Here is a 25,095-nt window from a genome sequence, read left to right on the forward strand (position 1 = left end):
ATATGGGAGTTCATGTCAATGGATTTAAACTTAGGTAGCAGTAATTTTATTATTCTTTATCATCGGACACCTTTCGATGAAGCAAAAGACGAAACAGGTCAAAGGGTTTGGCGTGACCAAAAAAGTCCGAATGGAATTATCCCGACTCTGAGAAACCTGTTCCGAGACCGAGACAACGGAACCTGGATTGCTTGGCGACAGGTCAATGACCTAGCCAATGCCGAAGACGAACGAATTGCGATGGATGAACCTGCGTCATTCATGCTGAGACGAATACCACTTGAACAGGCGCAGATTTCAAGCTTTTACCACGTTACTTCCAAGGAATCATTCTGGCCTATTTTACATACTTTCCCAAATTATTTTGATGTCAACAACACTGATTGGGGAATTTTCGAAGAAGTCAATCAACGCTTTGCGGATGCTGCATGCTCAGAAGCAGCCCCAGGGGCAACTGTATGGGTTCATGATTACAACCTTTGGCTCGTTCCTGGGTACATTCGAAGCAAACGCTCAGACTTAAAAATAGCTTTTTTCCACCACACACCATTCCCAAGTAGTGATGTTTTTGCCATCCTTCCCTGGCGGAAGCAGATTGTGGAAAGCTTGCTGAGTTGCGACGTGGTTGGATTTCATATTCCACGCTATACAGAGAATTTCGCAAGGGCTGCCAATTGCCTACTAGGCGTAGAAAAAGGAAAGAAACAAAATGTTCCTCTTCGATTTCTCGGTTGCGGAACTGCCTTGACAGAACCATCTGAAACCCCCTGGCTGCAGTACCGAGGGCGAAAGGTTCGACTTCTATCGTCTCCAGTTGGAACATCTCCAGACGTTATTCAAGCGCTCACTAAAGATCAGCATGTCCGTCATTTGTCAGAACGGATCAATGAAGATACAAAGAAAGGACGGAAGCTGATTCTTTCTGCCAGCAGGGTCGATTACACCAAAGGGAACGAAGAGCTGTTGCTGGCATTTGAGCGACTACTTGAACGTCGTCCCGACCTACACGGAACAGTTGTGCTGATGCTGGCCTGTGTTGCTGCAGCGTCAGGAATGCGAATCTATGAAGACACTCAGCGACTCATTGAAGAAACAGCTGGGCGTATTAATGGACGTTTCAGCAAAATGGACTGGGTTCCCATTCGTTTCTCAACTCGCAGAATTCCTTATGAGGAGATGGTGGCATGGTTTTCACAAGCAGATATCTGTTGGATTACACCACTTCGTGACGGTCTCAACCTGGTCGCTAAGGAATATGCCGCCGCAAGGAAAGGGCAGGATGGAGTACTCGTTCTATCTGAATTCACAGGAGCTTCAGTCATTCTAGATGGTGCAGTGCTGACCAATCCTTATTCGCATAAACAGATGGATGCTGCGATTGACGCAGCGATTGATATGCCCACTTCAGAACAAGTCGAAAGGATGGAGAAAATGAGTTCAGCAGTTGAAGCATTCACTGTTTCGGACTGGGCTGATGAACAAATCGGTGCACTTGAGACCCAGGAGTAAAACCATGCTCTGGCTCAGGAGGAGATCATTCAGGCTGTTGATGGTGTCCATCATCATCGCCAGCTGTCTCTTTGGTCTTTCTGTGTTTGCAAGACAGCCAGACCATATCTCAATCTTGATGCCAGCTCCTTTTGCTGATTCGACTGTTGAACTAGTCAAAAGTTTTAATCAGCAGAACAAGGGTCGGATTCATCTGAATGTGATCAGGGGGCCTCTGGAAACCGAGGCAATTTCAGACTTGGCAATCAGCAGTCTTTTATTGGGTGATACACCCTTTGACGGATTACTGATGGACGTGACCTGGGTTCCGAAATATGCAAGGGCGGGCTGGCTCGAATCCCTTGATAGCTATTTCAGCAACGATGAAGTGAGCGCTCTTGCATCAGGAGCCAGTGAAGGAAATCATTACCAGGGGGCACTCCTGCGTTGGCCGCTCACTGCAGATATCGGTCTTCTGTACTGGCGTACAGACCTGATGGATCATCCCCCTCAAACTCCGCAGGAACTGGAGAACATCAGTCAGAAACTTCAATCTAGCGGCAGGGTCCCCTATGGCTATGTGTGGCAGGGAAGGCAATATGAAGGGCTCAGTTGTGTTTTTCTGGAGATTATTGATGGATTTGGCGGTGAGTGGTTTTCACCCGAATCCGGGGAGATTGGCTTGGACAAGCCAGCTGGCCTTGCTGCTGCGCAGTGGCTCGATGGCCTGATTCAACGAGGCATCAGTCCAAGGGCCGTCACCAACTTTTCTGAGTCTGAGGCCTTACAAAGTTTCAAGTCCGGTCAGGCCGCCTTCATGCGCAACTGGCCTTACGCCTGGGCTGAATTACAAAAAAACGACAGTCAGGTCAGGGATAAAATCGCAATCACCACGATGGTGGCGCAAACGGGCCATCAACCTGCTGCAACCCTGGGAAGTTGGGGACTGAGTTTATTAAAGGGTTCCGCACATCCTGAATCAACAGTTGAGGCTTTTAAATTCCTCACCAGCGAGGAGTCGCAACGCTATTTGTATAGCCAATACGGCTATACACCAACCCAGAAAGCGATCTTCAATGATCAGACCCTGCTGAAGAAGCATCCTTCTTTGCAATCCATCGGTGAGGCCTTGGTGTATGCACGCTCCAGACCAGAGACTCCCCTTTATGCCCAGGTCAGTGATGTTCTACAGAGGAAACTCAGCGGCACACTCACAGACATGACATCCCCAACAGCAGGCATGCAACAAGCCGAGCAATCGACAACTCAGGTGCTTGAAGCAGCAGGAGCAGCTCCCTAATGCCATTGATGCTGCTGCTGCCATCCCTGGTCTTCCTGATTGCGGTGTTTGCATTGCCGCTCATTCGCTACGTGTGGCTCAGCTTCCATGCTGATTCCGTGATGACAGCTCTGGTAGCCATCCCCAATCAGGGGGCTAACTGGCAGCGTTTCATCCATGATTCTCGTTATTGGCAGGACCTGCTCCAGACGCTTCGTTTCGCCTTTGTCACGGTGACCGCTGAGGTCGTACTCGGCTTGATCATTGCCTTGATCCTCAATCAGCCGTTGCGCAAACGGGCACTGATCCGATCCTCCTCATTGATTCCATGGGCCTTGCCAACAACAGTTATGGCGCTGGGCTGGAGATGGATTTTCAATACTCCCTATGGACCCATTGACCGGCTGATGCAATCTGGATTGGGACGACCACTCAACGCTCTGGGAGAACCATCGATTGCATGGATCACCACCGTTTACGCGGACATCTGGAAAACCACGCCATTTGTTGCGCTGATCTTGCTTGCTGGCCTGCAGACCATTCCTTCTGATCTGTACGAAGCCGCAAAATTGGAGGGGGCAGGTCCCTGGATTTGCCTAAGGCGTATCACGGTTCCTCTATTACTTCCCTATTTGGGTCTTGCACTGATGTTCCGACTTGCGCAGGCATTCGGAGTGTTTGATCTTGTGCAGGTGATGACCGGAGGTGGACCGGCCAGCAGTACAGAAAGTATTGCTCTGTATGCCTATTGGAACGCTCTACGTTTTCTTGATTTTGGATATAGCGCAACCATCATGATTGGCAGCTTCGTGATTCTCAGTTCACTGATTGTGATTGCATGGTTCGTGATCTCGTTCGCACGAAACCGTTCGCCAGGATCTTTCGCAAAATGAAAGCAACACGTTTCGTGATTATCACTTTGTTGATCTGGTCGCTCGGACCGCTGGCCTGGCAGCTTTACACCTCGTTCTGCACGGATCAAGCTCTGGTGACACCGTTTGCATCACTTGATCAACGCTGGACACTCGCCCATTATCAAAGTGTTTTGCAGAGCAATCCACCCTTCATTCGCTATCTCCTCAATAGTTTATTCGCAGGAGCAGTCTCTACAGTCCTCACGCTGCTATTGGCAATTCCTGCTGGTTATAGCATAAGCAAACTTGGTCAGCGAACTGCACTGATTATCAAATGCATCTTAATTGGATGTGCTTTATTCCCTTATGTTTTGCTCTTTCTGGCATTACTAGAGATCGCCAGATACCTACAACTGGGAAACAACCTGATTGCACTTGCTATTCCCTATGCAGCCCTATCGCAACCTTTGGCAGTTCTGCTGCTCACGAATGCATTTTCAGATCTGCCTCCAGAGCTCGAAGATGCTGCCAGAGTTGAAGGATTAAGCGTTCTTCAACGATTTCGCTGGATCTTGCTTCCACTCATTTCACCAGCCATTGCCAGCACGGCGATTCTTGTTTTTCTGTTCTCTTGGAATGAATATCCAATCGCACTCACATGGATCAGCGACTCAGATCAATTAACACTGCCAGTTGCGATGGCAAGAATTGCAGGCTCATCCATTCATTCAGTTCCTTATGGTCCTTATGCAGCAGCGACAGTGATTGGTTCAATTCCCCTCATCCTGTTGGTGATGCTGTTCCAAAAACCAATTGTTTCGGGCTTAACCACTGGAGCTGTTAAGGGATGACACTCGAACTCAAGCAGGTTGGACGAGCCATCAACAACCAATGGATTGTTGAAAACCTGACCATGACGGTCGCAGACAATGAATGTCTTGCTCTCGTTGGGCCCAGTGGTTGCGGCAAAAGCACGACATTGCGCTTAATTGCAGGACTTGATCCTGTTAGCTACGGATCGATTCACATCAGTGGTCGTAACATCACAACCCTTTCACCTGCTGAGCGAAGCGTTGGCATGGTGTTTCAAAGTTATGCGCTGCTTCCGCACCTAACGGTGTTTGAAAACCTCGAACTTGGTTTGCGGATCAGAGGCATATCAAAACGCGAAAGAACCTCAAAAATCAAACATATTCTTGAGATGGTGCAACTTTGGAATCGAGCCAGCAACCGCCCTGCTGAGCTCTCAGGTGGTCAACGTCAAAGAGTTGCTTTAGCCAGGGCACTGCTCAGAAACCCTGAGGTTTATCTGCTCGATGAACCAATGAGCAATCTGGATGCACAATTAAGAGAAGATATTCGTCCGGAACTTCGTCGACTGGTCTTAGAGCAAAGCAAACCAACGATTTATGTCACTCATGATCAACATGAAGCAATGGCGATGGCACAACGAATCGCTGTACTTCATGAAGGGAAAATCGAACAGATTGATACCCCTTACAATCTCTACCACAATCCTTGCAGCCTTTTCGTTGCGCGATTCATTGGTCGACCACAAATCAATTGTCTGAACGATGAGTCAAATCGTCTTCGTGCCGTGAGACCAGAATCGATTCGTTTTTCTGATTCAGGATTATCTGGCAAGCTTCAATCAAGAGAATGGCTGGGGAATTCCCAGTTGCTGTTCCTTGAAACACAACAAGGACTGATTCGAATGATGGCACCTCCAGAACAGGTGATTCCAGAACAGATCAATTTGACCTGGCGGGTTGAAGACGAGATTCTCTTCAACGCTGAAACAGGGTGTCGTTTAAACCGATAATTTTTGAAGTTCACCAACAAGCATGGTCTCATGAAGCTGAGCATCATGCTTTAATTGCTCGATCTGTGAGCCATCTGGTTGAGCTGTCATGGCTGACTGCCATTGTTGATTCAACTGATCAGCATTGAGCGCATCGTTTAGATCGACCCAGGGCAAGTCGGCTAGTTGTGCCGCTGCCTTCACTTTCGGGTCATAACTCAGCGCCGCGGTCGGGCAACCTGCCGTTGCAGCAAGAATCAAAGCATGCAGACGCATTGCGATGACCAGTGCAGATTCACTAAATAACGACTGGACCTGTTGAAGAGACTCTGCCTGCATCTGCAGGGAACGTCGACACAATCGCTCAGGGATTAGATCACGACTGCGAAGCTCATTCCACAATGAGGCATCTTGATCTGCATGGAAAGCCAGCCAGATCACCTCAGCACAACCACTGGAACTGAATCGATCCACCGCATCGAGCAGAACACTCCAGCCCTTGATGTCCAATAAAGGGGTGGGTCTCCAGCAAAGGATCAGCCGGTTTCCACCCATCCAGGGTGGTGAAGGATGGCGCCAAACAGGATCAGGCCCCATCACCATGGGAATGTCGAGTTCCCAGCGCTGCGCCAGCCCCATGGAGCCAGGATCCCTCCAAGACACAGCGCTCACTCCTGAGAGTGTTTGTTTCACCAAGAAATGACTGAATCGACCCTGCAATGGACCCAGACCCTGACCCCAGAGCAGAATGGAAAGACGCTTGAAACGGGCAATCCAGAGAAGAACGAGATAATAAACAAGGCTTTTAAAGCTGGTTCCATCCTGAAGCAAACTGCCCCCACCAAGAACCAGAGCATCAACACGGTTCAGGGCCTGAATGGTGTCCGATAGTGATCGACGATTTACAGTCGACACCCCGGGAACCAGCGCATGAACAGCGTCTGAGTCCCTAGCTGTCACCAGAAGATCCCAATCGGAAGGGATCTGCGACACCAAGACTTGAAGCAAAGCATCGTCGCCGAGATTGTGTTCTCCGTAATAACCACAGAGCAGCACGCTCAACTTCCGCCCACTGTGAAGCGCCTTCACCAGCAATTAACAGTTGATCTGACCATTATCTAAGTCTTCAACCGTTACGGTGAACGACACCATTGAAATGACATGCACGCGCTTTCGCTGGGGACGTGGTGGATTCATTGGGCTTCAGTGGCTGAATGGCTGATGGCCATCGTGCTGATTCATCAATACAAACCCGATGGGCAGACAGCTTCAACTCAACGGATCGCCTGGGCGATGCTTCCAGCTCTGGTCAGTGCAATGGCAGCGTGCACCTGGCATCTCTACGACAACGCTGAAGAATTGCGCTGGCTGGTCACACTCCAGGCCTCTTTCACCCTGATCGGCAACGCCATGCTGGCCTGGGCCGCATGGTCGATCAAAGCGCCATCAAGCTTGGAGGATCAGATCTGATGCATGACTTCGATCCATCACCGTTGTTCGCACTCTCTCTGTTTCCTTATCTGATTTTTTTGTATTTCCTGGGTCAACGTCGGTTGCTTCCCACCCTCAGCCGTCGTGGCTTTCAGCTCACAATTTTGTTTGTCGGAATCACCATTGCAGCAGCTGTGATTGCTGATCTGAAATTTGGAACTGAGCTGGTGGCGATCGATCCCCTGCATGGCGGAGCTGAAGCTTTCCTGACGCTCAGCAACGCCGTCATCGTGGCAGGACTGATCGGGTATCAAAAAGCACTGCGATGAACAACTTTTACAAGTTTTAGGCGTGTGTGCCTAAAGGCTGGAAGATAAATTGTTGCCTCTGATCTTCATGCTCGCTCCACTCCTGGCCATTGCTCCCGCCACGCTGACCTGGTCTCCAAAAGTGGGGCTTGTGATGATCGTCTGCAACGTCATTGCCATCATGATCGGCAAAGCAGTGATCAAGTACCCGAATGAGGGAGCTCAGTTGCCCAACCCGGCATTCTTTGGGGGCATGAGTCATGCTTCACTGCTGGCCACAACAAGCCTTGGCCACGTCATTGGCATGGGTGCAATTCTTGGCCTTGCAACCCGAGGGGTTCTTTAAAACCACTCTGAACTGATCATTTGAAGTGAAGGGGGTGGCGAGGCTACCCCCTTTTTTGTGGTTTCAGCGACGAATCGAAGGGACTTCAACGCCACTTTCAGAGGAGGTTTGAACCTGGGTGGGCACGAAATTGAATCGATCCCGGATTCTCTCAGCCATCTGATCAGGGAGCAGACCAAGCGATTCGAAACTCTGCTGTGGGGTGGCATGGTCTACCAGCACATCGGGAATTCCCAGCCTCATGACGGGCAGATGAAGTTCAGCGTCCTGAAGGGATTCAATCACTGCGGAACCGAAGCCACCCTCCAACGACCCTTCTTCCATCGTGACGACACGACTGATGCGCTGGACCAGTGGATGGAGCAGTGTTGTGTCGAGAGGCCTAAGGAATCGAGCGTTGACAACTGTGGATTGAATCCCCTGAGCAGAAAGGATTTCAGCTGTTGCCATCGCTTTGGCATTCATGGCGCCGTAGGCCACGATCACGAGATCATCTCCAGACCGGAGAACTTCACCACAACCAATCGGAAGCGGTTCCCATCCTTCTTCCATGAGGGGGACGCCTTCACCGGGCCCCCTCGGAATTCGAATTGCGCAAGGCCCGTCGTGCTTGAGGGAGCTGACCAGCATGCGTTGCAGTTCAGCCTCATCCTTGGGCGCCATCACCGTGAAGTTGGGGATGGAGCGCATGTAACTGATGTCGTACTGGCCCTGATGGGTTGGGCCATCGGCGCCAACGACGCCAGCACGATCCAGCACGAATGTGACCGGCAGTTTCTGAATCCCGACATCGTGGATCAACTGATCGAAAGCCCTTTGCAGAAAAGTGCTGTAGATGGCGACCACGGGTCGAAGACCATCCGACGCCATACCTGCAGCCAGAGTCACTGCATGCTGCTCAGCAATGCCCACGTCGATGTATTGATCCGGCAAAGCCTTCTGCAATAGGTCCAATCCCGTGCCGGTGGCCATTGCCGCTGTAATCCCCACAACGCGGGGGTTCTGCTCACAGATTTTGACCAGAGTCTGTCCAAAAACCTTGCTGTAACTGGGCGGTTTGGGAGTTTTGCTCGGGCGGGCCTTGCCGGTATTGAGGTCAAAAGCCGACTGCGCGTGATATCCCACCTGATCGGCCTCCGCATAGGGGTAGCCCTTGCCCTTGGTGGTGAGCACGTGCACCAGCACCGGACCACCTACACGGTGGGCTTCCTGGAACGTTCTCATCATCTCGGCAATGTCATGGCCGTCGACGGGCCCCATGTAGGTGAAGCCAAGTTCCTCAAACACAGCACCAAGCTTGGGCACCGCCAGACGACGCATGCTGCCCTTGAGTCGGTTGAGTTCAGCGGGAAGATCACCGCCCATGAAAGGCAAGTGACGCATGCTTTCTTCCACGCTCCCAGACAAAAACTGCATCGGAGGGCTGAGCCTCATCCGGTTCAGATGACTTGAGAGCGCACCAACCGGTGGGGAAATGGACATGTCGTTGTCGTTGAGCACCACCAGCAAGGGTGTGTTGGGCATGTGTCCCGCATGGTTGATGGCCTCGAGGGCCATTCCGCCAGTGAGTGCTCCATCACCGATGACCGCAACACATTTGTGGTCTTGGCCAAGGCGGTCGCGGGCCATAGCCATGCCCAACGCAGCTGAAATGGATGTACTGGCGTGACCAGCGCCGAAATGATCGAACGTGCTCTCACAGCGTTTGAGATATCCAGCAACTCCACCCTTTTGTCTGAGTGAATCGAAATCGGCGTATCGACCAGTGATCAGCTTGTGCGGATAGGCCTGGTGGCCAACATCCCAGACCACGCGGTCACGATCCAGATCAAGAGTCTGATAAAGCGCGAGTGTGAGCTCAACAACTCCTAGACCTGGGCCAAGATGACCACCGCTATTGGACACCACTTCCAGATGGCGCTGTCGAATCTGGGCTGCGACATCTTCAAGCTCTTCCACGGATAGACCATGCAGCTGATTGGGATGCGATAGATCGCTCAGGTGCATGAGCCTCCCGGCAGATTGGGTCAATCTACGAGGCGTGCCTGCCGCCTGTGAAAGCCTCTGCTTGTCAGACTGATTCGATGGATGATTACCTGCAGAGGATCCTGCGCGCGAGGGTTTACGACGTCGCCCGCGAAAGCCCGCTCGAACCAGCGACGAATCTCAGCCGGCGTCTGAACAATCACGTTTGGCTCAAACGTGAGGATCTACAACCGGTCTTTTCCTTCAAACTGCGCGGTGCGTATAACCGCATGGCTCAGCTGTCGGAGGACGAACGTTCACGTGGTGTGATCGCCTCGAGCGCGGGCAACCATGCCCAGGGTGTTGCACTCAGCGCCGCCCATCTGGAATGCAGAGCTGTGATCGTCATGCCGATCACCACACCAAGCGTGAAGGTGGAAGCGGTTCGTCAGCTTGGCGGCGAGGTGATCCTTCACGGAGAGACCTATGACGAGGCCTATGCGGAGGCCCGAAGACGTAGCGAACAGGATGGCCTCTGTTTCATTCATCCTTTCGATGATCCGGAGGTTATCGCCGGCCAGGGAACCGTGGGAATGGAGATCCTGCGCCAGAGCCAACAACCCCCAGATGCGATTTATGTGGCCATTGGTGGTGGTGGCCTGATTGGTGGGGTGGCTGCTTACGTCAAGAGCCTTTGGCCTGACATCGAAGTGATTGGCGTTGAACCCCATGACGCTGCTGCGATGACCCTTTCACTGGAGGCCGGTGAAAGAATCCGCCTGCCTCAGGTGGGATTGTTCGCGGATGGAGTCGCTGTGCGAGAGGTCGGAGAACACACCTTTCGACTGGCGCAGAAGTATGTGGATGCCATCGTCACGGTGAGCACCGATGAGATCTGCGCATCCATCAAAGATGTCTTTGAAGACACCCGATCCATCCTTGAACCGGCCGGTGCACTTGCTGTTGCTGGGCTGAAGGCCGATGTCTCTAAGAGGAAATTAAAAAATAAGCAGCTTGTGGCGATCGCCTGCGGCGCCAACATGAATTTCAACCGTCTGCGCTTTGTTGCGGAACGGGCCGAGCTTGGTGAAGAGCGTGAAGCCATGCTCGCCGTGCAGATTCCGGAACAGCCCGGCAGCCTGCGCAAGCTGTCCGAACTCCTCCAAAAGCGCAGCCTCACGGAATTCAGCTATCGGATGGGCGCTGGTGATCAGGCCCACATTTTTATGGGAATTCAGGTCAAGGATGTCCAGGACCGATCGGATTTGCTGGCCTCCTTGCGCAGCAATGGATATGAGTGCCTGGATCTCAGCGACGACGAACTGGCCAAGGTGCATCTGCGACACATGGTGGGAGGCCGTTTGCCGCAGAAGTCGGAGGAGCCAACTCAGGAGCTGCTGTACCGCTTTGAGTTCCCGGAACGGCCAGGTGCGCTGATGCGGTTTGTGAATGCGCTCCATTCCAATTGGAGCATCAGCATCTTTCACTATCGAAATCATGGTGCCGATGTCGGTCGGATCGTCGTCGGTGTTCTGGTCAGCCCCAACGATCTCGAGTCATGGCAGGCGGTCCTCAAAGACCTGGGCTATCCAAGCTGGGAAGAGACATCCAACCCCGCCTACCGGATTTTTCTGGGTCCCTGATGGCGCTCACTGGGATGGGCGTTACCTTGGCTTGTCGGACTCAAGGATGCTGGCTTGGACCAGGGAAGCGACCAACCACGCAGTCACAGCTCCCAGGACGCTGCGTCGCTGGTATCACTCCCCGCTCGTCTTGAGGCGATCCTTTACCTGAAAGGGCGTCCAGTGGCGCTGCAGGAGCTGTCGTCCTTGGTTGGGCTCTCCGAAGCGGAGACCGAGCAGGGAATGCTGATTCTGATTGCTGGCTACGCGCAGCGAGACACCTCTCTGGAGATCAATCAGAGCAACGGTCGTTACAGCCTGCAGTTGCGTCCAGGTCTGGGTGAACTCGTGCGAGATCTGCTTCCAGTGAATCTTTCCACAGCCACGCTAAGAACCCTGGCCACAGTTGCGCTAAAGAAAAGGATTCTCCAATCGGATCTTGTCGATCTAAGAGGTTCGGGGGCCTACGACCACATCAAGGAACTGGTGAACCAAAACTTCATTGAACGCAAGCGTCAAAGTGAAGGTCGTTCCTACTGGATCACCCTCTCCGAGAAGTTCCACAGAACCTTCTCCGTCCTTCCAGACCTTGGCGGTGGCTCCGAACCATCCCAGGCTGCATAGAGTTCTTTTAATTCTGCGATTTCCATGGCCACCGAGCTTGTGTCCACAGTCCTTCAAGTGCTCGCCCAGACACTCCAGATCTATTCGCTGGTTTTAATCGTGCGGGTGCTTCTGAGCTGGTTCCCCAATCTCGACTGGGGAAATCCCGTGCTCAGCACCGTGAGTTCGATTACCGATCCCTACCTGAATGCGTTTCGCGGCTTGATCCCTCCTCTTGGTGGACTGGATCTGTCGGCAATCCTGGCCTTCATTGCCCTGAGCCTGATGCAGCAGTTGCTGATGTCTGCCAGCTTCGCTTTCGCCGGTGGTTTCGGCATGTACGGCTGAGCACAAATCACTGGGGCTCAGCGGTGATCACCCTCGCCTTGGAGCGTTCCGCGTTGAGAGCGGCTTTTGAGTTTGCTGAGGTTGGCTGACGCCACCTCTTCAAGGCTGAGCCCAAGTTCTGTGGCCAGTTGCGCCACGTACCAGAGCACATCCCCCAGCTCCAGGGCTACATCCTCGGTGAAGCGCTCATCCACAACGCCTTCACTATCCCGAATCAGTTTCTTCACTTTGTCGGCGACCTCACCGGCCTCGCCTGTCAGGCCCAGGGTTGGATAGATGAGATTGTTGCCGGCATCGGGGTATCGAGCCGTCTGGCGTGATTGTTGTTGGTAGTCGTTGAGGAGCACGGAAGGTCAGCGGAGGGTTGAGGGCATGACGGTAGATTCCGCTGGTTTCCGGCGCCAAGGATGGCCGAGCTCGATCTGACACGCAGAACAAAGATCGTCGCCACGATCGGCCCAGCTACCGAGAGTCCCGAACGCATTCGGGAATTGGTTCAAGCAGGCGCTACAACATTTCGACTGAACTTCTCGCACGGAGACCACTCCGAGCATGCCGCCCGGGTCGCCACGATCCGTCAGGTGGCGCATGAGCTCGGGGTTCATATTGGAATCCTCCAAGACCTTCAAGGACCGAAGATTCGACTGGGTCGCTTCGAGGAAGGCCCCATCACGCTTGGGAAGGGCGATCACTTCGCTCTCACCTCCAAACAGGTTCGCTGCAATCAGACCGTTGCCACGGTTACCTACGACAGGCTGGCGGAAGAGGTCACAGCAGGCAGTCGCATCCTTCTCGACGATGGTCGAGTGGAGATGAAAGTCGACCGCGTGGATGAGGTTGACCAGACCCTTCACTGCGTTGTCACGGTTGGCGGAGTGCTGTCCAACAACAAGGGAGTGAATTTCCCGGATGTTCAGCTGTCGGTGAGAGCACTCACCACCAAGGACCGACAGGATCTGGCATTCGGCCTGCAGCAGGGAGTGGACTGGGTCGCACTGAGTTTCGTGCGCAATCCATCGGATATGCAGGAAATTCGTGAACTCATCAGGAAGCACGGCTTCTCGACCCCAGTGGTCGCGAAGATCGAGAAATTTGAAGCCATTGATCAGATCGACGCCATCCTTCCCTTGTGCGACGGCGTAATGGTGGCCAGAGGTGATCTTGGCGTCGAAATGCCGGCCGAAGAAGTCCCTCTGCTGCAGAAGGATCTGATCCACAAGGCCAACAGCCTAGGAATTCCGATCATCACGGCAACCCAGATGCTGGATTCGATGGCCTCAAGCCCTCGGCCAACCAGAGCAGAGGTCAGCGATGTGGCGAACGCCATTCTTGATGGCACCGATGCAGTCATGCTCTCCAATGAAACTGCAGTGGGAGATTTTCCCGTCGAAGCGGTGGAGACGATGGCCACGATTGCCCGGCGAATTGAAAGGGACTATCCGCAACGCCCGATCGACACGCATTTGCCAAGCACCATTCCCAACGCCATCAGCGGCGCGGTCAGCAGCATTGCCAGACAGCTGAATGCTGCGGCAATTTTGCCGCTCACAAAAAGTGGTGCCACGGCCCACAACGTGAGCAAATTTCGACCCTCGACACCGATCCTCGCTGTGACATCTGAAGTGTCAGTGGCCAGAAAACTGCAGCTTGTCTGGGGCGTGACCCCATTGCTTATCGAAACTCAGCAGAGCACCACCGCCACCTTCACGCTCGCCATGGGAGTGGCACAGGAGCTGGGCGTGCTCAAGGACGGGGACCTCTGCGTTCAAACCGCTGGCACACTGGCAGGCGTAAGCGGCTCCACTGATCTGATCAAGGTGGGAATCGTGAGTGCTGTGCTGGGTCGTGGAACTGGCTTCGGAAGCGGATCCATCAGCGGCAAAGTGCGCATCGCAACCTGTGCCAGTGACTGCGCCAAGCTCGAGCCCGGCGAGGTCCTCGTGGCCACCGACACGAATGCTGACTATCTCGACGCGATTAGAGACGCCGCAGCGGTGATCACCGAAACCCCCGCAGAAAGCTCCCATGCAGCGGTGATTGCTCAGCGTCTTGGTATCCCTGTGATTGCAGGCATTGCCAATGCCACACGCGATCTGCTGGAGGGCGAGGTTGTCACACTGCTCGTCAAGGAAGGAGCAGTTCATCGAGGAACCGGCAGCAACATGGCCGTGAAACTCGACACGATGCTCTAAGCCTGAGCATTCATCCATGGCGAGCAATCTGCCCATCGCCGAAACCGTCGGCATGGCCCTCAACACCCTTAAGGCCAACAGGTTGCGGAGCCTGTTGACAATGCTCGGGATTGTGATCGGCAATGCGTCCGTGATCACGCTTGTTGGCGTTGGGCGTGGTGCCCAGAATCTCGCTGAAAGTCAGTTGAGCAACCTGGGCGCCAATGTGCTGTTCGTGGTTCCAGGCAGCAACGACACAAGGCGTCAAGGGGTGGCGTTCCCGCGCACTCTGGTGCTTGAGGATGCTGAGGCCATTGCTCAACAGGTCCCTAGCGTCAAGCGAGTGGCTCCTCAGATCAATGCCAACGAGGTGGTGCAGTCAGGAGCGAGAAGCAGCACTGCCGCCATCTTCGGTGTGACACCGGAGTTCCTGCCGGTCAGAACTTTTGAAGTGGGCCGGGGACGTTTCATTAGCGAACAGGATGTCCAGGCAGCACGAACCGTGGTGGTCATCGGTCCTGATCTGCGCGACAAGCTCTTTCCAGGCGGCGGAGCCATCGGTAGCTCTCTGCGCATCCGTGACCAAAGCTTCAGCGTGATCGGTGTGATGGCGCCAAAAGGAGCTGTCTTCGGGTCCAATCAGGATGAAAACGCTTACATCCCTCTCAGCACGATGGTCAGCCGCCTGACAGGGCGTGACCCCACCTATGGAGTCAGCCTCAGTTTCATCAGTGCAGAGGCCAGGGATGAGAACAGCACAAGTGCGGCAAAATTCCAGATCTCTAATCTTTTGCGTCAACGACATCGCATTCTTCGGGATGACGATTTCGCCGTTCGCTCTCAGCAGGACGCATTGACAATCGTTGGCACCATCACAGGTGGACTGACCTTGATGCTTGGCGCCATCGGAGGGGTTTCGCTGCTCGTCGGCGGGATCGGCATCATGAACATCATGTTGGTCTCCGTGAGCGAGAGAACCGAGGAAATCGGCCTGCGCAAAGCACTCGGTGCACGCAGCTCGGATGTTCTGAGGCAGTTTCTGGTCGAATCTCTGGTGCTCTCCAGCCTGGGAGGGGTCATTGGAACGGCAGCCGGTTACGGGGCAATCGCAGCGGTGGCTATGCTCACCCCGCTTCCCGCAGCCATCGGTGTGCCCACAGTGCTTCTGACAGTTGGGCTTTCAGGTTCGATCGGACTGTTTTTCGGCGTTGTCCCCGCACGACGTGCAGCTCGACTTGATCCGATTACGGCTTTACGCAGTCTTTAGGTAGAACAACTGCACAGTTTGTAACCCGAAGCTCTTACGATCATCGGATCTTCATCAATGCCATGAATCAGCGCTGGCGGCAGATCCTTCTCTGGGGACTTCCCATCACTGTTGCTCTGCTGCTGGCATTGCAATTCCTCGGCAGCGGAGCGCTGAGCAACCTGAAGCCAGGGGGCCCAACTGAGGCTCCCCGCAACACCGCAGTTGCCAGGATGAGCTACGGCCGTTTCCTCGATTACGTGGAGGCCGGGCGCGTCACATCCGTCGACATCTATGACGGTGGACGTGATGCGGTGGTTGAGGCGGTTGATCCCGATCTCGATAACCGAGTCCAGCGTCTGCGAGTTGATCTGCCAGGTTTGGCACCGGAGTTGATCAACACCCTCAAGACTGAGGGCATCAGCTTCGACGTTCATCCACCGAAGACGGCGCCCCCTGCTTTAGGGATCCTCGGCAACCTGCTGTTCCCACTGCTGCTGATCGGTTCTCTGATTTTCTTGGCACGTCGCGGCAACAACATGCCTGGCGGTCCTGGACAAGCCATGCAATTCGGAAAAACCAAAGCTCGTTTTGCGATGGAAGCCGAGACAGGCGTGATGTTCGATGACGTCGCAGGCGTCAACGAAGCCAAGCAAGACCTTGAAGAGGTGGTGACATTCCTCAAGCAGCCAGAGAAGTTCACTTCCGTCGGAGCTCAAATCCCCAAGGGTGTGTTGTTGGTGGGCCCTCCTGGCACTGGCAAAACACTCCTTGCCAAGGCCATTGCTGGCGAGGCAGGTGTTCCCTTCTTCTCTCTGTCAGGCTCCGAATTTGTGGAGATGTTTGTTGGCGTTGGAGCCAGCAGAGTGCGAGACCTGTTCAAGCGCGCCAAGGAGAACAGCCCATGTCTGATCTTCATCGACGAGATCGATGCGGTTGGACGTCAGCGTGGTGCTGGAATCGGTGGTGGAAACGATGAACGTGAGCAAACACTGAACCAACTGCTCACCGAGATGGATGGTTTTGAAGGAAATAGTGGAATCATCATCATTGCTGCAACCAACCGTCCTGATGTGCTCGACTCGGCGTTGATGCGTCCTGGTCGTTTCGACCGTCAGGTCACCGTCGACGCTCCTGACATCAAGGGCCGCTTGTCGATTCTCAAGGTTCATTCACGCAATAAAAAACTTGCTGAAGATCTTTCTCTTGAAAGCATTGCCCGCAGGACTCCTGGTTTCACGGGTGCCGACCTGGCCAACCTCCTAAACGAAGCAGCGATCCTTACAGCTCGTCGCCGCAAGGAAACCATCAGCCTTGCTGAAATTGATGATGCCGTCGACCGCATCATCGCGGGATTGGAAGGTCATCCGCTCACCGATGGACGCAGCAAGCGTTTGATTGCTTATCACGAGGTGGGACATGCTCTGGTCGGCAGCCTCGTGAAGGACCACGATCCCGTCCAGAAAGTCACCCTGATTCCGCGAGGACAAGCTCAGGGGCTGACCTGGTTCTCCCCTGATGAAGAGCAAATGCTCGTCTCCCGTTCTCAGCTCAAAGCACGGATCATGGGTGCCCTTGGAGGTCGCGCTGCTGAAGATGTTGTGTTCGGATACGCCGAAGTCACCACGGGTGCTGGCGGAGACATCCAGATGGTTGCTTCAATCGCCCGCCAAATGGTGACCCGTTATGGAATGAGCGGACTTGGCCAGATGTCCACCGAAGGAGGAAGCCAGGAAGTGTTCATCGGCAGAGATCTGATGACGCGTAGCGACACCTCTGAAGGCACGTCAAAGCAAATTGATGAACAGGTTCGCGGCATCGTGATGCAGTGCTACGAAGAAACTCTGGATCTTGTACAAGGTCAGCGCGAAGCGATGGATCGTCTAGTTGAATTGCTCATTGAAAAAGAGACGATGGATGGCGATGAATTTCGAGAAGTTCTCGCTAACTACACCACAATTCCAGAGAAAGATCGTTTCTCTCCGGTTCTGAATTAAGTCGAAATCATCACTCTCCCTTGATTCAGGTTCTTAAATGAGCCTGATTTTTTATTGGGATCATTTCATTGATCTCAAGAAATTAGACAATAAAAAACTCCCAAACAGGGAGTTTTTGTGGATGAAAGTCGCAAGAATCACACTGAATGAACAGGCCGCTTATCGATCACGCTATCAATCAATCCATAGTCCTTCGCTTCAGAGGGGGACATAAAGAAATCACGATCGGTGTCGGCCTGAATCTTGTCAAGAGGCTGGCTGGTTCTGTCAGCAAGTTCTCTGTTCAAACGATCTTTCAAGAACAGAATTTCATCAGCCTGAATACGAATATCGCTGGCCTGACCCCTTGCACCACCAAGAGGCTGGTGGATCATGATGCGCGAATGTTGAAGACTGCTGCGTTTCCCCTTGGTACCTGCACAAAGGAGAAAAGCACCCATGCTTGCAGCAAGGCCGACACAAACTGTCTGGACATCAGGCTTAATGTGTTGCATGGTGTCAAAGATCCCGAGACCGTCGTAGACAGAACCGCCTGGTGAATTGATGTACAGGTAGATGTCCTTTTCGGGATCCTCTGCTTCGAGGAACAGCAACTGAGCAACGATCCTATTTGCCGACTCGCTGGTGACCGCTTCACCAAGAAAAATGATTCGCTCGCGCAGCAAGCGCGAATAGATATCAAACGCCCTTTCCCCGCGTCCGGATTCCTCAATGACGATGGGGATCATGTTGGGCCTGCTGACTTGCTGAATCCTAACGGCGGCAACAGCAGCGCTATGGTCTTGCCTTAAAGACAGCCTTAAAAGAGCTTGACTGGGTCCCAGACGATCGCTGACAGCAAGAAAGCCTTTCACACAGCTTTCCCTTACGTCATTCCTTCGCTGTATCGACGCACAGCAGATGAGCTGCTGGTGGAACTTCACCTGCTGAGTCATCAAACTCACTTCAGGATCAATGCGTTGTTCGCAGTTGGCCTGTGTCAGGTCTTCCAGGCCTTCACGAAGGGATATCGCCCAGAAACACAACTCGACCCTTTGTTTGCGGCTCTCTGCAGCTGTAATGGGTTTGACGGCGATGAGATCAAAGCTCTCGCGCAAGGGAGCAGCAAAGCCGTCAAGGGACACACCGTTGACGATGTCCAGGCCTGGTTGAAATCAAAGGGGAAAGGTGCTCCAGAGCCTCTAGCAAGTGGTCTTTCAGCAGTGACCGGAGATGAATTCCACTACTCCCGTCTCGTCGCAGTTGGATTGTTCAGCCTGCTCTCCGAAGCTCAGGGAAACAAGAGTGATGATCCAGAGGAATTGAGCAAAACCGTTCACGCCATCGGTGAGGAGATCGGATTATCTCGTCCCCGCCTGGAGAAGGATCTGGGGCTTTACCGCAGCAACCTCGAAAAGATGGTTCAGGCCGTTGAGCTCATGGAGGAAACGCTTGCTGCTGAGCGACGCAAGCGCGAGCGACAGAAGGCTGAAAAAGCTGCCAAGGATTAAGAGTCTGGTGTGAGCGTCAGGCTTCCACTGACTCTCCACCACGACTGTCTGGCGAGCTGGCTACTAGCAGAGATCTTGAGTGGCTTGACTTCTATATTCAGGCTAGATGCTCTCCGCACAGGCTTAGGCCAAAGTCCCCCAAGCAGACCAATCTGGGTTAAACGCTGCGGATCGCCTTTGACTCTGAGGGACAAACGGTTTTGCGGCATCTGAGTTGAAAGGAAGGGCTGAGCAGCAGGTTCAGTTCCAAATCCCATGCTCATAACAGGTGATTTCTGACCTTGGATGATCAGCCAGCCACCGACGGTGGTCGGATCGGGATCATCACGTCGCTGCCAAAGGATGGGAGCTTCACGCTCTGATGACACCCGATCGTCCTGAAGCTTCTGGAACCCCCTGGAGTCGAGGCGTTCCGACACTGCTTTCAGAATCTGTGCCCATTGCTGCGCACTCCCGGTCAAGGGCAATTGAACCTGTAAACCAGCCTTGTAAGCACCGCTCGCACGGCTCTGAAGCCTCAAAGAGAAAGGAAGGTCAGCGATTTTGCTGCGCATCGCAGCATTGATTCCGTAATGCTCCTCAAGTGGAGCCTGAATGATCTGACGCGACAGCAGCGTTCCTAAAATCAGATCCACACGATCGCCATCAACCTGAAGCAATGTGAGCTCACTGGATGTTGTATCAGTCGAGTTCAAATCATTGGATGCTTGATCTGAAGACGCTTCGATTAAGCCTGAGGACGATAAGGAGCTCCTCATAGTGAGCGAACTCAACGGTCGACGACCGATCACCCCCTCCCAGAGAAGTTGATTGGCCTGAAGCCGAAGCTGAACACAACCTTCACGACCCTGCTGAAGGAGAGGCGCGAGCGTTCCGCTGAGTGTTGCGAGGGCATCAGCGTTCCAGATCACCCCTGGCGCCTCTGACAGCGCATGAAGACAAGAAGCCCAAAGGCTGTCGGTCTGCACGCTGGTCGTTGAGACCTGGTTGGTTTTCAAGCGTTGCAGCAACTGCTGGCGGTGCAATGCATCGGAGGCAAGGACCTGCATCGAGCCCACGCGCTGGCGTTGCAGCCCCTGAAGCTGCGGAGGAAACGTGGAAGACGCAAGAATCAGATAGGCACCACCGTCCTGTGCCCATCCCTGCCACCACATGGAACGGCCGTAGCGTCGCCAAAGATCCGTGGCTGGCTGGACACCCAAACGCTCAGCCCAGAGCGACGGAACGGCTCGGTTCGGGTCGCCGCGGAAACTCTGAACAAGAATGAGCGCCCCGGACAATTGAGCCAAGGAGGACGCTGAACTGTCATCGGCCCAGTGCAGTCGACTGTTCGACAGTCGCAACCCGATCCAACCAGATCCCACGAGCAGCGAGATTCCGGCGAATGTGGCTGTTGAACGCAACAGCTGGTCGCGACAACGCTCCCACCTCTGACTCAAGAGAGCAGCTTCAAACACTTTGTCACCGGCGCCGACGCCGATCTCTCCACTCAATGGTGGATAGATAAATCACAGATCCGCTAACAAAGACCAGCAGTGCTACAGCTGTAACAGCGAGTCCTTGGTTGACCAGGGGAGACTGAAGAGTCTCGTACACGTCAGAAATTAATGGAGCCGTCACCGTTACGACCCCACACCACCATGGCGATCGAAAAGCTGAACACAGCTGCGAGAGAAGCCCAGCCCAGGGTGAAAAGCATTGTGGATCTCTTGGTTGACGGCAGTGTAACTAAGCTTCCCTGCGGATTCATCCCGTCTGTTCACGAGACATCATGACTTCGTCATCACCCGGTGCAGCAACGGTTCTTGAACGCCAGGGGACAACGCAGCGCTACCCACAAGCCCGAGTGATCGTGCTCGACGATGACGTCAACACGTTTGAGCATGTGGTGGAGTGCCTGTGCAAGATCCTTCCCGGCATGAATGCTGATCGAGCCTGGGCTCTGGCCAGACGCATCGACGGAGAAGGACGTGCCGAGGTCTGGTGTGGTCCCCTTGAACAGGCTGAGCTGTATCACCAACAGCTTGGTTCGGAAGGGTTGACGATGGCTCCAGTCGAGCGCTGCTGAAGCCCCACCTAAGGTCAGCGAATCGCTTCTGCAATCCGTGGGATCAGCACGGTTCATCTTCCTTGCACTGCGCCTGGGCCTGTTTCAGGCTTGTCTTGGCGCTCTCTCGGTTCTGACCCTTGGCATCTTCAACAGACTGCTGATCGATGAATTTGAGGTGCCTGCCGCGTTGACCGCGCTGGCTCTGGGCTGTCAACAGCTGGTTGCCTTTTCAAGAATCTGGTTCGGACAGCAATCGGATCGCTGCCGCTGGAACCAATTGCGTCGCACTCCTTTCATCATTGGCGGTGCAGCGGCGTTCTGCGTCCTGACATGGATTGCAGGCCACACCGTTCTCTGGCTCGCGGCAGCATCCCACTCCGGAAGTCAGGCCGATGTGATCTGGAGAGGATTGATCCTGGCTCTGGTGTTTGTGCTCTACGGCTTGGCCATCGCAGCCAGCTCCACGCCGTTTGCAGCGCTGCTGGTTGATGTGAGCACTGAAAAACAGCGACCTGCTCTGGTCTCCATCGTGTGGTCGATGCTGATGGTGGGGATCGTGGCGGGAGCGATTCTGCTGAGTTCGTTTCTTGGCTCCTCATGCGCCACAGCCGAGTTGAGCAATCTGATCTCCGGAGTGGAACGGTTGATCACGGTGGCTCCGCTGGTGATCTTCACGCTTGTCGTGGCTTCAATAACAGGGGTAGAGCCACGCCTGAAGCCTGACATCGGCAGACACCATTCACGACTAGCAGCCACTCAGGAAATGTCTCTGAGTGACGCGTGGACAGTGCTGAAAGGATCTCCACAGGTGGGGTATTTCTTTGCTGTTCTGTCCCTGTTTACCTTCGCGTTGTTTCTCCAGGAAGCTGTCCTGGAGCCCTACGGCGGAGTCGTTTTCGCCATGGACCTCTGTACAACCACTCGGCTCAATGCCGTCTGGGGCATCGGAACATTGCTGGGCATTGCTGCAACAGGGTTCCTGATCACTCCACGCCTTGGCGCCCAGCGGACAGCACTAACCGGTGGAGTGCTCTCAGCACTTTTTGTGCTGATGATGGTCGTCGCGGGGTTGCTGGCTTCAACTCCACTATTCCGAGCAGCATTGTTTCTGTTCGGAGTTGGAGCTGGGATTAGCACCAATGCAAGCCTCACGTTGATGCTCGGTCTGACCTCGCCACTGATGGCGGGAACTTTCATCGGTGTCTGGGGGCTTGCCCAGGCCTATGCGCGAGGGCTCGCCACGATTAGCGGCGGAGCGCTGCTTAGCCTGTTCGGAGAACTCACTGGATCACAAAACAGCTTTGAGGCTTACGCCGGAGTGTTTGTTGTTCAGGCTGTCGGTCTTCTAGCCGCAGGTCTGCTGCTTCTACGCGTGGACACAAAGCTCTTTCAAGCCAAAGTCGAACAAGCACTCAGCTCGGTTCTGGCGAGTGAGCTCGACTGAATCAAGCCATTGATGAGGCTGGTGCTCAAGCAGCAGGCTGCCTGCTGCTGCGAGCCAAACGAAGCATCTCCGTTGTTTTGATGCGCCTGTTACGAGCAGCCAACACGTATCGAAGAACCTTGCCAGGACAAAACGCCAAGCCCCGGACTTCATCACCGTGAACCTCCGCCGTTAGAACCCTGGCCTGGGGACCGCAGCGGTCCTGCAAAGGACCGGTCACCTCACAAAGCAGCCTGTCGACAGATCGGAGCATGGCTGGCAGATCTCTCTCTTCTCTGTAGCCAAATCCACTAGCTTCGACCAGCACAACGTTCAGCAAGCAGCAACTCTCTGTGGGGCGCTTGGTCATTACGCACAGTACCTATGTGGAGGGGTTGATCCCCTGGCTGAAGGTTCTTGCCAGAGATCCGGAGATCCAGACGATCACTCCGGGCGTGATTTCCAGGGTGCGAGGTCACAGCTCAGGCCTTCAGTTACGCGTTTCAATACCGGTCACAGGCGGCTTCAAAATGCTGGCCCGCAAAGGCACGAGCGCGCAAGAAGTATTTGTCGTAACGCAACTCGCCAAAGATGAACTGCTGAGGCGCATCAAGACCAGCAGTCCGTAAGTTGTCGGTAAATCAGACTCACCCAAGACAAGAAAACTTCTTAGGGGCCTTCTGAAAACATGAATCAACCAGGCATTTCAAGATCTCAGACATCAAAAAACAAAGAAGAAATACCGGACAAATCAATAAACTATTTAATAACAACACTGGCATTGGTGAGTAGAGAGGCAAGCCGGAGAACTTATTTCAAATCAAGGAGCAGATCGACAGGCTGAAACAAAGGATGCGAGCATTCTCAACAACGGTATTAACGAAATCAAACCTGAGAGTCCTGTAATGAGACAAGTAATCATCACAAAAGAGCCTGTTACACTCACTGGCAATTCGGCAATTTTGCCCAAGGAGCTTGTCCAACGACTAGAAGACGACAGGACTGATGAGCTGCAGCACCAATTGGCAAAAGCCGGCAACCCTGATTCATGTAAAATCAATCCTGCACCATGGCATCCAATCGAAGGGAATAGGTATCAGGCCGTATTTTCTTGGAACGAAGAAAAAACTCCTGAAATCGTTGATCAAAACTACAAAACGCTCAAAGATCAGAAGCTATCCATGGATAGCGAGATCACGGCAAAACTCATCTTTGTTCAGACCGGCTATTTAATAAAAGACGAAGAAACGGTTGGAACTCGTCTTAACTTAAAGGGTCTGCAAGTCATTCACGATGATAGAACGATTAATGATCCGCGGAAAGGCTGATAACATCGCTTGAAAACGTCATAAGAGAATCGCAAAAGTCTCAATAACGAAAATTTTTAACAACTCTCCACTCGCCCTTTTTTCCCGCCTCATCCCGATAGGTGCCCTTTTTAATCGCGTCATTTTCAAAACCTAAAAACCGAGAATTTTCTTGCTCCGACTGGCAGTAGCGAGAACTCATTACGACACTCTCAACAATCGTCTTTGAAGCATAAGCTAATTTTTGCTTTTCCCAGTCAATAATCTGATCGTCCCAAAAAGCTGCATCTGGCCTTGGATTCTCTTGTTCAAATTTTATTCTTTTTTCAAAACCTAATAACTCGCGTTCGTAATCAACCTTGGCTTCCTGCGCCTGCCATTCACGACAAGCACTCTCCGCTTCAGATCTTGACGGGTAATTCATCGAACAGGAGGGAGCCACAATCAGCACAGCAATTGCGACTGCCAAATGATGACGTCTCACAAGCGCAAAGCTTCAGAACACAGGGTGTAGCTCTTCTTCCACAGCAGTTGCATCGTGATGCTGCCCTTGGTGGTGAAGCCAACGAGCCTGAAGAATCAGCGGATCAATGTCGCATTCCAGGACCCAGCAACGCTCAAGGCAGCGCCGCCATAGCGGTTCCGGGCCGGATACAAAGCGGATGATTGCAGCCATGGCATCAGGGCCCGAACCCAGAAGGAGATGAAAGCGACTCCTTAAGGTTGGCTTAAGGCAACCACTTTGTGCAACAAAACGGGAGAAGCCACGTCTCGGAGCTGTTGCAGCAAACGATCAGGAGCAGGTTCAGAAAGTCCTCTTGCATGGCCCATCCCTTGCTCCAACGACCACTAAGCGGATGGCGAGAGACAGGGACAGTTCAAGAGCAGGACCCGGAGAACCTGTCCTTAAAGAGCAAGAGAGGGGTATGGACGGATGGCTCACGACTCCGAAGGACTATTGGAGTGACCGGTTTCAAAAAGATCCATCAAGCACCTGGGGCAGGAGATCAGCGCGTGTTTGTCGATCACGACAGACAGATGCCCGTCGGTGAGCCTGCACTGCTGAAGACCGAAAGAGAGCTGTGGGTGGACTATTGCTGAGCCAACTTGGTGAGCAAAGATTGGGCTATGCCGCTTCTGATCCGTCGTTTATTTTCAAATGAGTCATCAGGCAGCTAGTAATGCAGTTTTCATCATTGAGATCGCATTCTGTTATGCAAACAAAATATTCTTCAAGTGCATCCCATCTTTCAGCAATAGAAGATGAGCCGGATACTGGCATTGATTCATACATTCCTTGCTCCCGAGTTAGTGATCTATAAGCTACTTTCCATCGATGGTCAATTTATTTGTGTCGAGGAATAAA

Annotated in this window: 29 protein-coding genes; 20 read left to right on the forward strand and 9 right to left on the reverse strand. The window is 53.4% G+C overall.

All coding sequences use genetic code 11. The annotated features are described in order from the left end of the window. The first annotated feature begins 18 nt into the window (after nucleotides 1-18). From ggpS to SIB42_RS10510, 5 genes are all read left to right on the forward strand, one after another. Nucleotides 19-1,509 carry a glucosylglycerol-phosphate synthase gene (gene ggpS, locus SIB42_RS10490; protein ID WP_067094753.1) on the forward strand — a complete coding sequence of 497 codons (1,491 nt, stop codon included), beginning with the start codon at nucleotides 19-21 and terminating at the stop codon, nucleotides 1,507-1,509. Between the two features lie 118 nt (nucleotides 1,510-1,627). Then, on the forward strand, nucleotides 1,628-2,788 hold the full coding sequence (locus SIB42_RS10495; RefSeq protein ID WP_369818439.1) for an ABC transporter substrate-binding protein: 1,161 nt from the start codon (nucleotides 1,628-1,630) through the stop codon (nucleotides 2,786-2,788). Then, on the forward strand, nucleotides 2,788-3,660 hold the full coding sequence (locus SIB42_RS10500; protein WP_067094758.1) for a carbohydrate ABC transporter permease: 873 nt from the start codon (nucleotides 2,788-2,790) through the stop codon (nucleotides 3,658-3,660). Before SIB42_RS10495 ends, SIB42_RS10500 begins: the two co-directional genes overlap by 1 nt. Beyond that, the gene (locus SIB42_RS10505; protein WP_067094761.1) at nucleotides 3,657-4,472 is read left to right on the forward strand and encodes a carbohydrate ABC transporter permease; all 816 of its coding nucleotides are present in this window, start codon (nucleotides 3,657-3,659) and stop codon (nucleotides 4,470-4,472) included. Before SIB42_RS10500 ends, SIB42_RS10505 begins: the two co-directional genes overlap by 4 nt. Continuing rightward, nucleotides 4,469-5,443: an ABC transporter ATP-binding protein gene (locus tag SIB42_RS10510; RefSeq protein ID WP_067094764.1), complete on the forward strand. Its 975-nt coding sequence runs from the start codon at nucleotides 4,469-4,471 to the stop codon at nucleotides 5,441-5,443. The genes SIB42_RS10505 and SIB42_RS10510 overlap by 4 nt, the downstream gene beginning before the upstream one ends. Here the strand turns inward: SIB42_RS10510 and csaB are convergent. Continuing rightward, nucleotides 5,432-6,478, reverse strand: a complete 1,047-nt coding sequence (gene csaB / locus SIB42_RS10515) for a polysaccharide pyruvyl transferase CsaB (protein WP_082825036.1) — start codon at nucleotides 6,476-6,478, stop codon at nucleotides 5,432-5,434. The genes SIB42_RS10510 and csaB overlap by 12 nt on opposite strands. Before the next feature lie 105 nt (nucleotides 6,479-6,583). Here csaB and SIB42_RS10520 point away from each other — a divergent pair, with 105 nt between their 5' ends. From SIB42_RS10520 to psaK, 3 genes are all read left to right on the forward strand, one after another. Continuing rightward, nucleotides 6,584-6,892: a DUF2499 domain-containing protein gene (locus SIB42_RS10520; protein WP_067094769.1), complete on the forward strand. Its 309-nt coding sequence runs from the start codon at nucleotides 6,584-6,586 to the stop codon at nucleotides 6,890-6,892. Beyond that, nucleotides 6,850-7,182, forward strand: coding sequence for a DUF3593 domain-containing protein (locus tag SIB42_RS10525; protein ID WP_231856404.1), 333 nt, complete (start codon nucleotides 6,850-6,852; stop codon nucleotides 7,180-7,182). Before SIB42_RS10520 ends, SIB42_RS10525 begins: the two co-directional genes overlap by 43 nt. 67 nt (nucleotides 7,183-7,249) lie before the next feature. Further along, nucleotides 7,250-7,507 (forward strand): photosystem I reaction center subunit PsaK, encoded by a 258-nt coding sequence (gene psaK / locus SIB42_RS10530; RefSeq protein WP_067095096.1) that lies wholly within the window; start codon nucleotides 7,250-7,252, stop codon nucleotides 7,505-7,507. Nucleotides 7,508-7,570: 63 nt separating this feature from the next. Here the strand turns inward: psaK and dxs are convergent, their stop codons facing one another. Continuing rightward, on the reverse strand, nucleotides 7,571-9,514 hold the full coding sequence (dxs, locus tag SIB42_RS10535; protein ID WP_067094774.1) for a 1-deoxy-D-xylulose-5-phosphate synthase: 1,944 nt from the start codon (nucleotides 9,512-9,514) through the stop codon (nucleotides 7,571-7,573). A gap of 77 nt (nucleotides 9,515-9,591) precedes the next feature. Between dxs and ilvA the strand changes: the two genes are divergently transcribed. From ilvA to SIB42_RS10550, 3 genes are read left to right on the forward strand one after another with little or no spacing between them, the layout of a single operon-like run. Beyond that, on the forward strand, nucleotides 9,592-11,115 hold the full coding sequence (gene ilvA / locus SIB42_RS10540) for a threonine ammonia-lyase, biosynthetic (RefSeq protein ID WP_067094779.1): 1,524 nt from the start codon (nucleotides 9,592-9,594) through the stop codon (nucleotides 11,113-11,115). Between the two features lie 54 nt (nucleotides 11,116-11,169). Beyond that, nucleotides 11,170-11,718, forward strand: coding sequence for an SMC-Scp complex subunit ScpB (scpB, locus tag SIB42_RS10545; protein ID WP_067094782.1), 549 nt, complete (start codon nucleotides 11,170-11,172; stop codon nucleotides 11,716-11,718). 24 nt (nucleotides 11,719-11,742) lie between these two features. Beyond that, complete coding sequence (locus SIB42_RS10550) at nucleotides 11,743-12,045, forward strand: YggT family protein (RefSeq protein WP_067094785.1); 303 nt, start codon at nucleotides 11,743-11,745, stop codon at nucleotides 12,043-12,045. Nucleotides 12,046-12,062: 17 nt separating this feature from the next. On the opposite strand, the gene SIB42_RS10555 is transcribed toward SIB42_RS10550, so the two are convergent. Then, the gene (locus tag SIB42_RS10555; RefSeq protein WP_067094788.1) at nucleotides 12,063-12,392 is read right to left on the reverse strand and encodes a nucleoside triphosphate pyrophosphohydrolase family protein; all 330 of its coding nucleotides are present in this window, start codon (nucleotides 12,390-12,392) and stop codon (nucleotides 12,063-12,065) included. Between the two features lie 60 nt (nucleotides 12,393-12,452). On the opposite strand from SIB42_RS10555, the gene pyk reads away from it, so the two are divergent. The 3 genes from pyk to ftsH all read left to right on the forward strand — a co-directional run bounded on the left by pyk (nucleotide 12,453) and on the right by ftsH (nucleotide 17,459). Then, nucleotides 12,453-14,237, forward strand: a complete 1,785-nt coding sequence (gene pyk / locus SIB42_RS10560; RefSeq protein ID WP_067094791.1) for a pyruvate kinase — start codon at nucleotides 12,453-12,455, stop codon at nucleotides 14,235-14,237. Nucleotides 14,238-14,253: 16 nt separating this feature from the next. Further along, nucleotides 14,254-15,483, forward strand: a complete 1,230-nt coding sequence (locus tag SIB42_RS10565; RefSeq protein WP_067094794.1) for an ABC transporter permease — start codon at nucleotides 14,254-14,256, stop codon at nucleotides 15,481-15,483. A 62-nt stretch (nucleotides 15,484-15,545) separates the two neighbouring features. Further along, nucleotides 15,546-17,459, forward strand: coding sequence for an ATP-dependent zinc metalloprotease FtsH (gene ftsH / locus SIB42_RS10570; RefSeq protein ID WP_067094797.1), 1,914 nt, complete (start codon nucleotides 15,546-15,548; stop codon nucleotides 17,457-17,459). Between the two features lie 137 nt (nucleotides 17,460-17,596). Here ftsH and clpP read toward each other — a convergent pair whose 3' ends face one another. Then, a complete protein-coding gene (gene clpP, locus SIB42_RS10575) occupies nucleotides 17,597-18,187 on the reverse strand; it encodes an ATP-dependent Clp endopeptidase proteolytic subunit ClpP (protein WP_067094799.1) in 591 nt (196 codons plus the stop codon). Nucleotides 18,188-18,268: 81 nt separating this feature from the next. On the opposite strand from clpP, the gene psb29 reads away from it, so the two are divergent. Beyond that, nucleotides 18,269-18,949 carry a photosystem II biogenesis protein Psp29 gene (psb29, locus tag SIB42_RS10580; protein ID WP_067094801.1) on the forward strand — a complete coding sequence of 227 codons (681 nt, stop codon included), beginning with the start codon at nucleotides 18,269-18,271 and terminating at the stop codon, nucleotides 18,947-18,949. On the opposite strand, the gene SIB42_RS10585 is transcribed toward psb29, so the two are convergent. Next, complete coding sequence (locus tag SIB42_RS10585) at nucleotides 18,946-20,442, reverse strand: hypothetical protein (protein WP_156485179.1); 1,497 nt, start codon at nucleotides 20,440-20,442, stop codon at nucleotides 18,946-18,948. The two genes, psb29 and SIB42_RS10585, sit on opposite strands and share 4 nt — an antisense overlap. A gap of 104 nt (nucleotides 20,443-20,546) precedes the next feature. Then, a complete protein-coding gene (petN, locus tag SIB42_RS10590; RefSeq protein WP_066907630.1) occupies nucleotides 20,547-20,648 on the reverse strand; it encodes a cytochrome b6-f complex subunit PetN in 102 nt (33 codons plus the stop codon). Between the two features lie 72 nt (nucleotides 20,649-20,720). Between petN and clpS the strand changes: the two genes are divergently transcribed. Then, nucleotides 20,721-21,017, forward strand: coding sequence for an ATP-dependent Clp protease adapter ClpS (gene clpS / locus SIB42_RS10595; protein WP_067094804.1), 297 nt, complete (start codon nucleotides 20,721-20,723; stop codon nucleotides 21,015-21,017). Between the two features lie 37 nt (nucleotides 21,018-21,054). Then, on the forward strand, nucleotides 21,055-22,443 hold the full coding sequence (locus SIB42_RS10600) for a BCD family MFS transporter (protein ID WP_067094806.1): 1,389 nt from the start codon (nucleotides 21,055-21,057) through the stop codon (nucleotides 22,441-22,443). 25 nt (nucleotides 22,444-22,468) lie between these two features. On the opposite strand, the gene SIB42_RS10605 is transcribed toward SIB42_RS10600, so the two are convergent. After that, complete coding sequence (locus tag SIB42_RS10605) at nucleotides 22,469-22,696, reverse strand: hypothetical protein (protein WP_067095102.1); 228 nt, start codon at nucleotides 22,694-22,696, stop codon at nucleotides 22,469-22,471. Between the two features lie 79 nt (nucleotides 22,697-22,775). Here SIB42_RS10605 and SIB42_RS10610 point away from each other — a divergent pair, with 79 nt between their 5' ends. Further along, nucleotides 22,776-23,051, forward strand: a complete 276-nt coding sequence (locus SIB42_RS10610; RefSeq protein ID WP_067094809.1) for a DUF2103 domain-containing protein — start codon at nucleotides 22,776-22,778, stop codon at nucleotides 23,049-23,051. 276 nt (nucleotides 23,052-23,327) lie between these two features. After that, nucleotides 23,328-23,750, forward strand: coding sequence for a hypothetical protein (locus SIB42_RS10615; RefSeq protein WP_067094812.1), 423 nt, complete (start codon nucleotides 23,328-23,330; stop codon nucleotides 23,748-23,750). Between the two features lie 40 nt (nucleotides 23,751-23,790). Here the strand turns inward: SIB42_RS10615 and SIB42_RS10620 are convergent, their stop codons facing one another. Continuing rightward, nucleotides 23,791-24,198 (reverse strand): hypothetical protein, encoded by a 408-nt coding sequence (locus tag SIB42_RS10620; RefSeq protein WP_067094815.1) that lies wholly within the window; start codon nucleotides 24,196-24,198, stop codon nucleotides 23,791-23,793. Between the two features lie 27 nt (nucleotides 24,199-24,225). Next, complete coding sequence (locus SIB42_RS10625) at nucleotides 24,226-24,405, reverse strand: hypothetical protein (protein ID WP_067094818.1); 180 nt, start codon at nucleotides 24,403-24,405, stop codon at nucleotides 24,226-24,228. Nucleotides 24,406-24,551: 146 nt separating this feature from the next. Between SIB42_RS10625 and SIB42_RS10630 the strand changes: the two genes are divergently transcribed. Next, the gene (locus tag SIB42_RS10630; protein WP_156485180.1) at nucleotides 24,552-24,830 is read left to right on the forward strand and encodes a hypothetical protein; all 279 of its coding nucleotides are present in this window, start codon (nucleotides 24,552-24,554) and stop codon (nucleotides 24,828-24,830) included. The last annotated feature ends 265 nt before the right edge of the window (nucleotides 24,831-25,095 follow it).

Source organism: Synechococcus sp. MIT S9508, from assembly GCF_047303045.1.
Taxonomy (GTDB): domain Bacteria; phylum Cyanobacteriota; class Cyanobacteriia; order PCC-6307; family Cyanobiaceae; genus Synechococcus_C.